This is a genomic window from Piscinibacter sp. PDB1-1, assembly GCF_056675995.1.
Map to the genome: position 1 here is coordinate 132,039 of NZ_JBWVZJ010000001.1, position 13,693 is coordinate 145,731.

Genomic DNA, 13,693 nt, shown 5'->3' on the forward strand with positions numbered 1-13,693 from the left:
CTCACCCCCGGTGGATCAAGCCGCTTCGCGCGAGGCGCGCTTGCGATCGTGTTCCTTCAGGTGGCGCTTGCGCACGCGGATGCTCTTGGGCGTGATCTCGACGAGCTCGTCGTCGTCGATGAACTCGACGCCGTATTCCAGCGTGAGGTCGATCGGCGGCGTGATCTTGATCGCGTCTTCCTTGCCGGAAACACGGAAGTTCGTGAGCTGCTTGGTGCGCGTTGCGTTCACGACCAGATCGTTGTCGCGGCTGTGGATGCCGACGATCATGCCTTCGTACACCGGGTCATTCGGCTTCACGAACATGCGGCCGCGGTCGTCGAGCTTGCCCAGCGCGTAGGTGAAGATCTCCCCGTCGTCCATCGAGATCAGCACGCCGTTCTTGCGCCCGCCGATCTCACCCTTGTGCGGCTCGTAGCCGTCGAAGATGTTGCTGATGAGGCCCGAACCGCGCGTCAGGTTCATGAACTCGTTGGCGAAGCCGATCAGGCCGCGCGCAGGAATGCGGTACTCCAGGCGCACGCGGCCACGGCCGTCCGGCTCCATGTTCACGAGTTCGCCCTTGCGTTCGCCCATGGCCTGCATCACGCCGCCCTGGTGGCCTTCTTCGATGTCGGCCGTGACCAGCTCGATCGGCTCGCAACGCTCGCCGTTGATCTCGCGGAAGACGACGCGCGGCTTGGACACGGCCAGCTCGTAGCCTTCACGGCGCATGTTCTCCAGCAGGATGGTCAGGTGCAGTTCGCCGCGGCCCGACACTTCGAAAATGCCGTCTTCACCGGTTTCGCGCACGCGCAGTGCCACGTTGTGCTGGAGCTCCTTCTGCAGGCGGTCCCAGATCTGGCGGCTGGTCACGTACTTGCCTTCGCGGCCGGCCAGCGGGCTGGTGTTGACGCAGAAATTCATGGTCAGCGTGGGCTCGTCGACCTTCAGCATGGGCAGCGGCGAAGGCTCGGTGACGCTGGTGATCGTCACGCCGATGCCGATGTCCTCGATGCCGTTGATCAGCACGATGTCACCGGGGCCGGCTTCGGCCGCCTGAACGCGGTCGAGGCCCTGGAAGGTCAGCACCTGGTTGATGCGCCCCTTGAGCGACTTGCCGTCCGGGCCTTCCATCACCATCACGTCCATCGACGGCTTGATCGTCCCCTGGCTGATGCGGCCCACGCCGATGCGGCCAACGAAGGTGGAGAAGTCGAGCGCGGAGATCTGCAGTTGCAGCGGAGCTTGCGGGTCACCGCTGTTGGGCGGCACATGCTTCAGGACGGTGTTGAAGAGGGCCGACATGTCGGGGCCCCATTGCGCGCCGGGTTCGCCTTCGGTCAGCGAAGACCATCCGTTGATGCCCGAGGCGTAGACGACCGGAAAGTCGAGCTGCTCGTCACTCGCGCCGAGCTTGTCGAACAGGTCGAAGGCGGCGTTGATGACCGCGTCAGGCTTCGCGCCGGGTTTGTCGACCTTGTTGACCACGACGATCGGCTTCAGGCCGAGGGCCAGCGCCTTCTTGGTCACGAAGCGCGTCTGCGGCATCGGGCCTTCTTGCGCGTCGATCAGCAGCACGACGCCGTCGACCATGGAGAGCGCGCGCTCCACTTCGCCACCGAAGTCCGCGTGGCCCGGGGTGTCGACGATGTTGATGTGCGTGCCTTCCCAGCTGACCGCGCAGTTCTTGGCCAGGATGGTGATGCCCCGCTCGCGTTCGATGGCGTTGTTGTCCATCACGGTGTCGACCACCTTCTCGTGTTCGGCGAAGGTGCCCGACTGGCGAAGCAGTTGGTCCACCATGGTGGTCTTGCCATGGTCGACGTGGGCGATGATGGCGATGTTGCGAATCTGACGGGTCATACCTTGCTCTCTGCAGTTTCTGTGGTCAGGAGGCCTTGCACCTCGATCGGGCTCAGCAGCCTGGTTGAAATGAGTTCGCCACCGGCGATATGGCCGCTGCCCAGAAAGGCGCGCGGCTGGGGTCCATAGACACGCACACACGGCGCGTCGGCCAGCGGCAACCGGCGGCGCACGCCGCTCAGGAACCGGCCGGCGCCTTCGTCATCGAGCCGCACCACCGGCCAATCGGCCAGCAGCGTGTCGGCGCGCATCAGCTTGCTGTCACGCTCGGGCTCGCTCATGTCGGCGAGTTGCTCCAGCGTGCAAGCTCCGGCCAGTGTCAGCGGGCCGCTCGCCATGCGGCGCAGCGCACTGAGGTGGGCGCCGCAGCCAAGTGCCTCGCCAATGTCTTCGGCGAGCGTACGGATGTAGGTGCCCTTGCTGCAACGCACGTCGATCGTCAGCGCGTCATGCTGCCAATCGATGATGTCGATGCTGTGAATCGTGACCTGCCGGGCCTCGCGTTCGACTTCGACCCCCGCCCGCGCGTACTCGTAAAGCGCCTTGCCGTCACGCTTGAGCGCCGAGTACATCGGTGGCACCTGGGCGATCGGGCCGGTGTATCGGCCGCAAGCCGCCTCGATCTGCTCAAGCGTGACCTGCACCTCGCGAATCTGGAGAACCTCGCCTTCGGCGTCGCCGGTACTGGTCTTGGCGCCCAGCATCAGGGTCGCGCGGTAGGTCTTGTCAGCGTCCAGGCTCACCTGCGAGAACTTCGTCGCAGCACCGAAGCACAGCGGCAACAGGCCGGTGGCAAGGGGGTCGAGGGTGCCGGTGTGCCCTGCCTTCTCGGCACGGTACAGGCGCTTGGCCTTCTGCAGCGCGTCGTTGCTCGACAGGCCCAGCGGCTTGTCGAGCAACAACACGCCGTGTACGGCACGCCTGGGGATGCGAACACGATCGGTCTTCACGATCTCAGTCTTCCTTGGCGCGTGTCGCATTGGCCTGCTGGATCAGCGCGCTCAACTCCGCGGCGCGCTCGGTCGTGCGATCGAAACTGAAGTGCAGCGTCGGCACCGTGTGGATCTGCAGACGCTTGAAGAGCCCGTTGCGCAGGAACCCTGCGGCCTCGTTGAGCGCAAGCTCCGTTTCCTCGACGTCACCCACCAACACCGAGAAGAACACCTTGGCGTGGGCGTAGTCAGGCGACACCTCGACAGCCTGGAGCGTCACCATGCCGACGCGCGGATCTTTGAGCTCGCGGATCAGCTCGGCCAGATCGCGCTGGATCTGGTCGGCCACTCGAAAGCCACGGTTGGGGATGGAGCGCTTGTGTCGCATGAGGTTCCTTCTCGCCGCCTACAAGCACAAACCCCGCCGTCTTTTGGGAGGGCGGGGTTTGCGACCGTGGGCAAATCCGCCTTACAGCGTTCGGGCCACTTCCTTCAATTCGAAGAACTCGAGCTGATCGCCTTCCTTGATGTCGTTGTAGTTCTTCAGCTTGATACCGCATTCGAACCCGGCTGCGACCTCGCGGACGTCGTCCTTGATGCGGCGCACCGACTCGACCTCGCCGGTGTAGACCACCACGTTCTCGCGCAACAGGCGGAAGCGTGCGTTGCGGCGCACGATACCGGCCGTGACCATCGAACCGGCGACCGTGCCGATCTTCGACGCCACGAACACGGTGCGGATTTCGGCGGTACCGATGACCTCTTCGCGCTGCTCGGGAGCCAACATGCCCGACATCGCCGCCTTCACGTCATCCACTGCGTCATAGATGATGTTGTAGTAACGAATGTCGACGCCGTTGTTCTCGGCCAGCTTGCGCGCGCCGGCATCGGCTCGGGTGTTGAAACCGATGATGACTGCCTTGGAGGCAATCGCCAGGTTGATGTCCGATTCGCTGATGCCACCGACGGCACCGTGCACGATCTGCACCTTGACCTCAGCGGTCGACAGCTTGAGCAGCGACTGCGAGAGCGCTTCCTGCGACCCCTGCACATCGGCCTTGATGATGAGCGGCAGCGTCTGCGCCTGGCCTTCGCCCATGTTCTCGAACATGTTCTCCAGCTTGGCGGCCTGCTGCTTGGCCAGCTTCACGTCGCGGTACTTGCCTTGGCGGAAGGTGGCAATTTCGCGGGCGCGGCGCTCGTCGCTCAGCACCATGAACTCGTCACCTGCTTGCGGCACATCGGTCAGGCCCTGGATCTCGACCGGCAATGACGGGCCGGCTTCGAGGCACGGCTTGCCGTTCTCGTCCAGCATCGCGCGCACGCGGCCGTAGGTCGATCCGGCAAGCACGACATCGCCGCGCTTGAGCGTGCCCGACTGGACCAGCACGGTCGCGACCGGGCCACGGCCCTTGTCGAGCTGGGCTTCGATCACGAGGCCCTTGGCTGGGGCATCCTTGGCAGCAGTGAGTTCGAGCACTTCGGCCTGCAGCAGAACCTGCTCGAGCAGATCATCGATGCCTTGGCCGGTCTTGGCCGACACGGGCACGAACGGAGAATCGCCACCGAACTCTTCCGGCACGACTTCTTCGGCCACCAATTCGCTCTTCACGCGCTCAGGGTTGGCTTCGGGCTTGTCGATCTTGTTCATCGCCACGACGATGGGCACGCCCGCCGCCTTGGCATGGTGAATCGCCTCCTTGGTTTGCGGCATCACGCCGTCGTCGGCAGCCACCACCAGGATCACGATGTCGGTCGCCTTGGCGCCGCGCGCACGCATCGCCGTAAAGGCCGCGTGACCTGGCGTGTCAAGGAAGGTGATCATGCCCCGCGGGGTGTCCACGTGGTACGCACCGATGTGCTGGGTGATGCCGCCGGCTTCGCCCGCGGCCACCCGCGCACGACGAATGTAGTCGAGCAGCGAGGTCTTGCCATGGTCGACGTGGCCCATCACGGTCACGACTGGTGCGCGCGGCAGCACCTCGTGTGCGGACTCGACGGACTCGTCTTCCAGGAAGGCTTCCGGGTCGTCCAGCTTCGCGGCAAATGCCTTGTGCCCCATCTCTTCGACGAGGATCATGGCGGTCTCCTGATCGAGCTGCTGGTTGATGGTGACCATCTGGCCCAGCTTCATCAACTGCTTGATCACCTCGGAGGCCTTGACCGACATCTTGTGCGCCAGATCGGCCACGCTGATGGTCTCGGGCACATGCACCTCTTGCACTTGCTGCTCGACCGGCGCGACGAATGTGGAATGCGAGTTGTCGCCACGATCACCGCGACGGCCGCTGCGCGGCGCACGCCAACCGGGGCGCGCACTGGCACCGCCAGGCGCGTCGGTGCGCCCCTTGACCGCACGCTTCTTGGCGGCGTCATCGGCCCAACTGGACGACAGCTTCTCGGATTTGATCGACTTCTTGTCGCCTGGCTTGGCCGCGGTCGACGAAGGCGCCGCACCCGGCGCGGCCGTGGGCTTGTGAATCGTGCCCTTGATCCCTTCCTTGGCGCCCTCGGCGGGCTTGGGCGGCTCGTCCTTCTTGGCCTGCAGCACGCGCTTGGGCGCGTTCATCATCGCGCGAATGGCTTGCGCCTCATCCTCGGCAGCCTTGCGGCGCTTGGCGAGGTCGGCAGCGCGCTGCTTTTCTTCGTCGACCACGTCGGCAGCCTTGATGACGCGCAGTGCCGGCTTCGCAGGCTCGGCGGGTGGCGCCACGGGCGCTGGTGCGGCGGCCTCAGCCGGCGCTGCCTTCGGGTCCGCTTTGGGTGCAGCGGCAGCAGCAGCGGCCGCCTCGGCAGCAGCCTTGGCCGCGGCTTCAGCAGCTTCGCGCTGACGGGCTTCGGCCGCCTCGCGCTCGCGCTGCTCCTGCTCTTCACGCAGGCGGCGCTTCTCGGCCAGCTCTTCTTCCTGACGGCGCAGTAGTTCGGCCTGGGCCTGGGCCTCATCTTGGCGTCGCTGCAGTTCTTCCTCGCTGATCACCGGTTCGGCCGGTTCGTCCGCGACCGTGTCGTCACGCTTGACGAAGGTGCGCTTCTTGCGCACCTCGACCTGGATCGTCCGCGCCTTGCCGCTGGCGTCCGCCTGCTTGATCTCGCTCGTCGACTTGCGGGTCAACGTGATCTTCTTGCGCTCGGTGCCCGCCCCCGTTCCGTGCGCAGTGCGCAGGAAGTCGAGCAGCCGCTCCTTGTCGGACTCGGTCAGCGCGTCGTCGGTCGACTTCTTGGCGACGCCGGCCGACTGGAGCTGTTCGAGCAGTGCCGCGGCAGAGCGGTTGAGCTCGGCGGCGAACTGGGCGACGGTGGTCACAGCCATTGTGGATATTCCTTGCTTATTTAGCTTGCGGTGCTGCGGTACGGGTTCGATTCAGATGGCCGAGGGCTCAGGTGGTGAACCAGTGCTCGCGCGCCTTCATGATCAGCGCCATGGCTTCTTCTTCGCCCACGCCAGTGAGCTCGGTCAGTTCGTCGACGGCCAGATCGGCAAGATCGTCACGCGTGTGCACACCGCCGTCCGTCAGCTTGGCGATCAGCGCGGGCGTCAGACCTTCAAGGTCGCGCAGGTTCTGCGACACGTCGTCGACCTTTTCCTCACGCGCGATCTCCATCGTCAACAGCGCATCCTTTGCGCGGGTGCGCAGTTCATTGACCGTGTCTTCGTCAAAGCCTTCGATCTCCAGCATCTCCTGCATGGGCACGTAGGCCACTTCTTCGAGACTGCTGAAACCTTCGGCGATCAGGATGTCGGCCACCTCGGTATCTACGTCAAGCTTGTCGACGAACAAGGTGCGGATGGAATCCGACTCTTCGTTCTGCTTGGCCTGCGATTCCTCGGCCGTCATGATGTTGATGCGCCAGCCGGTCATCTCGGAAGCGAGACGCACGTTCTGGCCACCGCGGCCGATGGCGATTGCGAGGTTCTCCTCGTCGACCACCACGTCCATGGCATGGCGCTCTTCGTCCACCACGATCGACTGCACATTGGCCGGAGCCAGCGCGCCGATCACGAACTGGGCCGGATCTTCGGACCACAGCACGATGTCCACACGCTCGCCCGCCAGTTCGTTCGTGACGGCATTGACGCGCGAACCTCGCACGCCAACGCAGGTGCCGATCGGATCGACACGCTTGTCGTGGGAGACGACGGCAATCTTGGCGCGCGAGCCCGGGTCGCGAGCGCAGGACTTGATCTCGAGCAGACCTTGTTCGATCTCCGGCACCTCTTGCGCGAAGAGTTCGATCATGAAACCCGGAGCGCTGCGCGACAGCACGATCTGCGGGCCACGCAGCGTCGGGTCGACTTCGGCGATGAAGGCACGCACGCGGTCGCCCGAACGCAGGTTTTCCTTCGGGATCATTTCGCTGCGCTTGAGGCGCCCTTCGACACGACCGGATTCAACGATCACGTCGCCCTTGTCGAGGCGCTTGACTGTGCCGACAAAGATCTTGTCACCGCGCGACAGGAAATCGGTCAGGAGCTGCTCGCGCTCCGCATCGCGAATCTTCTGCAGGATGACCTGCTTGGCGGCCTGCGCACCGATGCGGCCGATGGTGACGGATTCGACCGGTTCTTCGATGTAGTCGTCGACTTCGATATCCGAGATCTGCTCTTGCGCTTCGAACAAGAGGATCTCCGAATCCGGCAATTGCAGGCCAGCCTCGTTGGGCACCACGTGCCAGCGGCGGAAAGTGTCGTACTCGCCGTTCTCTCGGTCGATGGTGACGCGGATGTCGACCTCGCCGCCATGCAATTTCTTGCTGGCCGAGGCGAGCGCGGCCTCGACCGCATTGAACACGACTTCGCGATCCACGCTCTTTTCGCGCGAGATGGCGTCCACCAGCATCAGCAGTTCACGATTCATTGCTTGTGATCTCCGTCAACGTCACTGCCCGCAGGTGCGTCGCCTTGCGATGGTTCGACAGGCTGAAAGCGCCGGCCTTTGAAGTCCACCACAGGCACCAAACGGGCCTCCTTTACTTCTTCGAGCGAAAAATCCAGTGCCTGATCGGCCTTGCCGTCATTGAAGACGAGGCGCCAACCCTCAGGCAGGGCCTCCAGGACACCGCGGTAATGCTTGCGGCCCTGAAAGGCCAACTTGAGACCCAATTCAATCTCTTGGCCCACAAAGCGCTGGTAGTCGGCCAGCTTCTTCAGCGGGCGATCCAGGCCTGGAGACGAAACCTCCAGACGCTCGTAGGCGCAACCCTCGACCTCGAGCACGTGTTGAAGCTGGCGTGTGACCTTCTCGCAGTCTTCGACCACGATGTACTCACCTGCCGGATCATTCGCCACGCGATCGATGTACACGCGAAGCAGCCCCTTGGGGCTGCGTTCACAGTCCACGAGGTCGTAACCGAGACCGGTCACGGTGTTCTCAACTACGGTTTGCCAGTTCACGCTTTGCTGTCGCCTACTTGCCTTGGCTTGCGCCTTCAGTCCTGCTCAGCTTGCTCAGGCCTGCTCGTTCCGTGCGCCGGTCAAAAGCCGGCTCAAGGCACCACTGCAAAGTCGATCAAGCAAAAAAAAAGGGCTGGAAGAATCCGCCCATGCAGTTTTCTTGCGAAAAACGCATTGTAGCGCGGGCAGGAATTACCGGCAACCCCTGGGTTTGTCAAGCCAGCATGAAACAGCGCTGGTGGCAAGGTACGCGGGCCTCTCAGAACAGGCAGCGTGCCAGAATCACGCCTCATTTTTCACTACAGCGCGGAGACAGTATGGGATTCCTGGCCGGCAAACGCTTTCTTATTACCGGCGTCCTTTCCAATCGCTCCATTGCCTACGGCATTGCGAAGGCATGCCGACGCGAAGGGGCGGAACTCGCGTTCAGTTATGTGGGCGAGCGCTTCAAGGATCGCATTGGCGAATTCGCCGCGGAGTTCGATTCCAAGCTGGTGTACGACTGTGACGTCGGTGATGACGCCCAGATCGCGGCCCTGTTCGAGCAGCTTGGTCAGGTCTGGCCGCAATTCGACGGCTTCGTGCACTCGATCGGCTTCGCGCCGCGCGAGGCGATCGCTGGCAATTTTCTCGACGGCCTGAGCCGCGAGAACTTTCGGATCGCACACGATATCTCGTCCTACAGTTTCCCCGCGATGGCCAAGGCGGCCCTGCCCTTGCTTCGCCCCGGCAGCGCGCTGCTGACGCTGACCTACCTGGGAGCCTTGCGCAGCATGCCCAGCTACAACACCATGGGTCTCGCCAAGGCGTCGCTCGAAGCGAGCGTGCGTTATCTGGCCGCCGGCCTCGGGCCCAAGGGCGTGCGGGTGAACGGCATCTCGGCCGGCCCGATCAAGACGCTGGCGGCGTCCGGCATCAAGGGTTTCGGCAAGATGCTCGAGATGACCGCGCAGTCACCGCTGGGTCGCAACGTGACGATCGACGACGTCGGCAATGCCGCGGCCTTTCTGCTTTCTGACTTGGCCGCCGGCATCACGTCCGAGATCACCTACGTCGATGGCGGTTTCAGCCAGACGGCACTGGGCGGTTTGACGGAGTAGTCGGGTTCGTTGCAATTTATCCGGGTGAATTTATTTCACCCGGATATAATTAGGGAATGAACACCGCGCCCACCCAGGCCCTCGCCTTCGAAGGCACAAACCAGATCGCAGCGGGCCCACTCGGCGTCGTCGCAGTCGCTGTCAAAGCAGCTGTCAAGCGTAGCGACCATGGCCCCATCCTGATCGTTGACGCCCGAACGAGCGCACTGATAGAGATCGACACCCAGGGAAGCGAGGCCGATGTCGCGGCTCGGTATCCACCGGCCCTCGAACCAGCACCCGCAGCCGAACCCACCGCTGACGAGACCGCGCCCCGCTCCCGCGGTCGCCCTCGCCTCGGCGTGGTCGCGCGTGAAGTCACCCTGCTTCCGCGTCACTGGGAGTGGCTTGCGGATCAACCTGGCGGTGCCTCTGTCGCACTGCGCAAGCTGGTCGAAGAAGCCCGCCGCGCTCATGCCAGCAGCGACGCTCGCCGCGCGGCACGCGATGCTGCTTACCGCTTCATGTCGGCTCTGGCCAGCTCGTTTGCGGGCTTCGAAGAGGCCACGCGAGCGCTCTTCGCCGCAGACCAGCAGCGCTTCGAATCGATCACCACCACCTGGCCCTTGGACGTCGCCCGGCACGCCGTTGCTCTGGCGGGCCCGTCGTTCGCTGCCGACTGAGCGCAGCTCACCAAGTCAGGCGTCGTCGCGAACGCAGTCGACGTAGTACGAGTGCGTCTCGGCGTCACCGTCTTCCTCGACCAGGCCGTGGACGTCGGTGTCGAACCCCGGGAACTGCGCATTGAAGGATCGGGCGAAGCGCAGGTAATCGACGATCTTTCGATTGAAACGCTCGCCCGGGATCAGCAGCGGGATTCCCGGGGGATACGGCGTCACCAGCGACGCGGTAATGCGCCCTTCCAGATCGTCGATGGCCACGCGCTCTGTCTGGCGATGCGCAATGCGTGCAAACGCGTCGCTCGGCTTCATGGCGGGGTGAAGATCCGAGAGGTACATCTCGGTGGTGAGCCGCGCGATGTCACTCTTCGCATAGGCCTCATGGATGGCCTGGCTCAGGTCGCGCAGGCCCATGCGCTCGTAGCGCGGGTGGGCTGCCACGAACTCCGGCAACACACGCCACAAGGGCGCATTGCGGTCGTAGTCGTCTTTGAACTGCTGCAGGGCAGTCAACAGCGTGTTCCAGCGGCCCTTGGTGATGCCGATGGTGAACATGATGAAGAACGAATACAGCCCGGTCTTTTCGACCACCACGCCGTGCTCGGCGAGGAACTTGGTGACGATGGCCGCCGGAATACCCGTCTTGGCGAACTTGCCCGACATGTCGAGCCCCGGCGTGATCAGCGTGCACTTGATCGGGTCGAGCATGTTGAAGCCTTCGGCCAGATCGCCGAAGCCATGCCACTTTCCACCGGCCTTGAGCACCCAGTCTTCGGCCTCGCCGATGCCGCCCTCGGCCAGCTTGTCCGGCCCCCAGACCTTGAACCACCAGTCCTTGCCGTACTCCTTCGCCACCTTGCGCATCGCACGGCGGAAATCGAGCGACTCCTGAATGCTTTCCTCGGCCAGCGCCTTCCCGCCCGGCGCTTCCATCATGGCGGCCGCCACGTCGCAGCTCGCGATGATGGCGTACTGCGGGCTCGTGGAGCTGTGCATCAGGTACGCCTCGTTGAAGAGGTGACGGTCGAGCTTGCGCGTCTGCGAGTCCTGCACCAGCACCTGAGAGGCCTGGCTGATGCCGGCCAGCAGCTTGTGCGTCGACTGCGTCGCGAAGACGAGCTGGTCCTTCGGGCGCGTGCGGTGGCGGCCCATCGAGTGATAGAAGCTGTAGAACGGGTGGAACGCCGCATGCGGCAGCCAGGCTTCGTCGAAGTGCAGCGTGTCGATGTAGCCGTCGAGGCCGTGCTTGATGGTCTCGGTGTTGTAGAGCACACCGTCGTAGGTGCTCTGCGTCAGAGTGAGGATCCGCGGCTTGACCTTCTTGGCGTCGACGCCCTTGAGCAAAGGGTTCGCGGCAATCTTTTTCTGGATCGCGGCCTTCGAGAACTCGGCCTCGGGGATCGGGCCGATGATCCCGTAGTGGTTGCGCGTTGGCCGCAGGAACACGGGCACCGCACCGGTCATGATGATCGCGTGCAGGATCGACTTGTGGCAGTTGCGGTCCACCACCACCACATCGCCCGGCGCCACCGCGTGGTGCCACACCATCTTGTTGCTGGTGCTCGTGCCGTTGGTGACGAAGAAGCAGTGGTCGGCGTTGAAGATGCGCGCAGCGTTGCGCTCGCTCTCGGCCACCGGGCCGGTGTGGTCGAGAAGCTGGCCCAACTCATCGACGCTGTTGCACACGTCGGCCCGCAGCATGTTCTCGCCGAAGAACTGGTGGAACATGCGGCCGACCGGGCTCTTGAGGAAGGCGACGCCGCCGGAATGGCCGGGGCAGTGCCATGAGTAAGAGCCATCCTGAGCGTAGTCGACCAGCGCACGGAAGAACGGCGGCGCCAGCCCATCGAGATACGACTTGGCCTCACGGATGATGTGGCGCGCCACGAACTCCGGCGTGTCCTCGAACATGTGGATGAAGCCGTGCAACTCGCGCAGCACGTCGTTCGGCAAGTGCTGCGAGGTCTTCGTCTCACCGTACAGATAGATCGGGATCTCGGCGTTCTTGAACCGGATCTCCTGGATGAACTTGCGCAGGTTCAGGACGGCAGGGTCGATCTCCGGCCCGCCAGCGACCTCTTCGTCGTCGATCGACAGGATGAATGCGCTCGCACGGCTTTGCTGCTGCGCAAACTGCGACAAGTCGCCGTAGCTCGTGGCTCCGAGCACTTCGAAGCCTTCTTTCTCGATGGCCTGCGCCAACGCGCGAATGCCCAAGCCCGAAGTGTTCTCGGAGCGGTAGTCCTCGTCGATGATGACGATGGGAAAACTGAAGCGAAGCATGGCCACCCCGGAGCACTGAAGCTGAAAGAGCGCGAAGTGTAGAGCCGTTCGATGACGCGCATACACTGCCGCCACACGCTGCACGGAGGAGATCGGATGGACCTTTCTGAATCGACGTTCTGGTGGGTGATGGCCGGAGTGGCCGTCGCGGTCGAACTGGCGACCGGCACCTTCTATCTGCTCATGCTCGCACTGGGCATGGCGGCCGCAGCGATCGCCGCACACCTCGGTGCACCAATCAGCGCGCAGATCGTCACGGGGGCAATCGTCGGAGCAGGAGCCACCGCGATCTGGCATTGGCACCGTATGAAAAATCCGCGGTCACAACCGGCCGCCGAGAACCGGGACGTCAACCTCGACATCGGAGAGCGAGTCCAGGTGGATGCCTGGGGCTCGGACCGCACGGCGCGTGTGCTCTACCGCGGCTCACTGTGGACCGCGCACCTTCAACCCGATTCCCCTGCCCAGGCCGGGCCCCACGTGGTCAAGGCTGTCGAAGGCAACTGGCTGGTTCTCGCCCCACTTTCGTCCCACTGAACCCTAGCAAGGGCAACGCACATGCAGATTGCAATCATCATCGCGGTCATTGCGGCCATCTTCATCTTCCAGACCTTCAAGATCGTCCCGCAGCAAAACGCCTGGGTGGTCGAACGCCTGGGCAAGTACGACCGCACGCTAACGCCGGGCCTCAAGTTCGTCGTGCCATTCATCGAGCGGGTCGCCTACAAGCATTCGCTGAAGGAAGTGCCGCTCGACGTGCCCAGCCAGGTCTGCATCACGCGCGACAACACCCAGCTGCAGGTCGACGGAATCCTGTACTTCCAGATCACCGACCCGATGCGCGCGAGCTACGGCTCGAGCAACTACATCATGGCCATCACGCAGTTGGCGCAGACCCTGCTGCGTTCGGCCATCGGCAAGATGGAGCTCGACAAGACCTTCGAGGAGCGCGACGCCATCAATGCCACGGTGGTGAACGCGCTCGACGAAGCCGCCGCCAACTGGGGCGTGAAGGTCTTGCGCTACGAGATCAAGGACCTGACTCCGCCGGCAGAGATCCTGCGCTCCATGCAGGCGCAGATCACGGCCGAACGCGAGAAGCGCGCCCTGATCGCCGCATCCGAAGGCCGCAAGCAAGAGCAGATCAACATCGCTACCGGCGAACGCGAAGCCTTCATCGCCCGATCCGAAGGCCAGCGCCAGGCCGAGATCAACAAGGCCCACGGCGAAGCCGCCGCAATCGTGGCGGTGGCCGATGCCACGGCAGATGCCATCCGAAAAGTCGCCGAAGCGATCCGCGCGCCCGGAGGCGAGCAGGCCGTTCAGCTCAAGGTTGCAGAGAAGGCAGTAGAGGCCTTCGCACAACTCGCCCAGAAGAACAACACGATGATCGTGCCGGGCAACATGAGCGAGGTGTCCTCGCTGATCGCGACTTCGATGGCACTTATCAAGAACAAGACGCCGAGCTGACGCGAAGTGCTC

General features: G+C 63.7%; 11 protein-coding genes. 4 read left to right on the top strand and 7 right to left on the bottom strand.

All coding sequences use genetic code 11. The features are described from left to right. Window positions 1-15: 15 nt before the first annotated feature. From typA to rimP, 6 genes are all read right to left on the bottom strand, one after another. The gene (typA, locus tag AC1KAR_RS00590; RefSeq protein WP_480313705.1) at window positions 16-1,845 is read right to left on the bottom strand and encodes a translational GTPase TypA; all 1,830 of its coding nucleotides are present in this window, start codon (window positions 1,843-1,845) and stop codon (window positions 16-18) included. Then, window positions 1,842-2,825 (bottom strand): tRNA pseudouridine(55) synthase TruB, encoded by a 984-nt coding sequence (truB, locus tag AC1KAR_RS00595; RefSeq protein WP_480313707.1) that lies wholly within the window; start codon window positions 2,823-2,825, stop codon window positions 1,842-1,844. Before truB ends, typA begins: the two co-directional genes overlap by 4 nt. Continuing rightward, on the bottom strand, window positions 2,800-3,165 hold the full coding sequence (rbfA, locus tag AC1KAR_RS00600) for a 30S ribosome-binding factor RbfA (protein ID WP_480313709.1): 366 nt from the start codon (window positions 3,163-3,165) through the stop codon (window positions 2,800-2,802). Before rbfA ends, truB begins: the two co-directional genes overlap by 26 nt. An 81-nt stretch (window positions 3,166-3,246) precedes the next feature. Next, on the bottom strand, window positions 3,247-6,087 hold the full coding sequence (gene infB, locus AC1KAR_RS00605; protein WP_480313711.1) for a translation initiation factor IF-2: 2,841 nt from the start codon (window positions 6,085-6,087) through the stop codon (window positions 3,247-3,249). 67 nt (window positions 6,088-6,154) lie between these two features. Then, entirely contained in the window at window positions 6,155-7,633 is a 1,479-nt protein-coding gene (nusA, locus tag AC1KAR_RS00610) for a transcription termination factor NusA (protein ID WP_480313713.1), read from the bottom strand. Further along, window positions 7,630-8,169: a ribosome maturation factor RimP gene (gene rimP, locus AC1KAR_RS00615; RefSeq protein WP_480313714.1), complete on the bottom strand. Its 540-nt coding sequence runs from the start codon at window positions 8,167-8,169 to the stop codon at window positions 7,630-7,632. Before rimP ends, nusA begins: the two co-directional genes overlap by 4 nt. 317 nt (window positions 8,170-8,486) lie before the next feature. On the opposite strand from rimP, the gene fabI reads away from it, so the two are divergent. After that, window positions 8,487-9,269 (top strand): enoyl-ACP reductase FabI, encoded by a 783-nt coding sequence (fabI, locus tag AC1KAR_RS00620; protein ID WP_480317697.1) that lies wholly within the window; start codon window positions 8,487-8,489, stop codon window positions 9,267-9,269. 56 nt (window positions 9,270-9,325) lie between these two features. Continuing rightward, complete coding sequence (locus AC1KAR_RS00625; RefSeq protein WP_480313715.1) at window positions 9,326-9,931, top strand: DUF2239 family protein; 606 nt, start codon at window positions 9,326-9,328, stop codon at window positions 9,929-9,931. A gap of 15 nt (window positions 9,932-9,946) precedes the next feature. Here the strand turns inward: AC1KAR_RS00625 and AC1KAR_RS00630 are convergent, their stop codons facing one another. Further along, window positions 9,947-12,211, bottom strand: a complete 2,265-nt coding sequence (locus tag AC1KAR_RS00630) for an Orn/Lys/Arg family decarboxylase (protein WP_480313717.1) — start codon at window positions 12,209-12,211, stop codon at window positions 9,947-9,949. A 96-nt stretch (window positions 12,212-12,307) separates the two neighbouring features. Between AC1KAR_RS00630 and AC1KAR_RS00635 the strand changes: the two genes are divergently transcribed. After that, entirely contained in the window at window positions 12,308-12,748 is a 441-nt protein-coding gene (locus tag AC1KAR_RS00635; protein WP_480313719.1) for an NfeD family protein, read from the top strand. A gap of 21 nt (window positions 12,749-12,769) precedes the next feature. Continuing rightward, window positions 12,770-13,681, top strand: coding sequence for an SPFH domain-containing protein (locus tag AC1KAR_RS00640; protein ID WP_480313721.1), 912 nt, complete (start codon window positions 12,770-12,772; stop codon window positions 13,679-13,681). Window positions 13,682-13,693: the final 12 nt, after the last annotated feature.

What these genes read in the sequence shown, in the direction of transcription:
- AC1KAR_RS00635 (WP_480313719.1), top strand. Translation starts at nt 12,308, where the DNA reads ATGGACCTTTCTGAATCGACGTTCTGGTGGGTGATGGCCGGAGTGGCC.
- AC1KAR_RS00630 (WP_480313717.1), bottom strand. Translation starts at nt 12,211, where the DNA reads ATGCTTCGCTTCAGTTTTCCCATCGTCATCATCGACGAGGACTACCGC.
- fabI (WP_480317697.1), top strand. Translation starts at nt 8,487, where the DNA reads ATGGGATTCCTGGCCGGCAAACGCTTTCTTATTACCGGCGTCCTTTCC.
- AC1KAR_RS00625 (WP_480313715.1), top strand. Translation starts at nt 9,326, where the DNA reads ATGAACACCGCGCCCACCCAGGCCCTCGCCTTCGAAGGCACAAACCAG.
- infB (WP_480313711.1), bottom strand. Translation starts at nt 6,087, where the DNA reads ATGGCTGTGACCACCGTCGCCCAGTTCGCCGCCGAGCTCAACCGCTCT.
- typA (WP_480313705.1), bottom strand. Translation starts at nt 1,845, where the DNA reads ATGACCCGTCAGATTCGCAACATCGCCATCATCGCCCACGTCGACCAT.
- truB (WP_480313707.1), bottom strand. Translation starts at nt 2,825, where the DNA reads ATGCGACACGCGCCAAGGAAGACTGAGATCGTGAAGACCGATCGTGTT.
- rbfA (WP_480313709.1), bottom strand. Translation starts at nt 3,165, where the DNA reads ATGCGACACAAGCGCTCCATCCCCAACCGTGGCTTTCGAGTGGCCGAC.
- nusA (WP_480313713.1), bottom strand. Translation starts at nt 7,633, where the DNA reads ATGAATCGTGAACTGCTGATGCTGGTGGACGCCATCTCGCGCGAAAAG.
- AC1KAR_RS00640 (WP_480313721.1), top strand. Translation starts at nt 12,770, where the DNA reads ATGCAGATTGCAATCATCATCGCGGTCATTGCGGCCATCTTCATCTTC.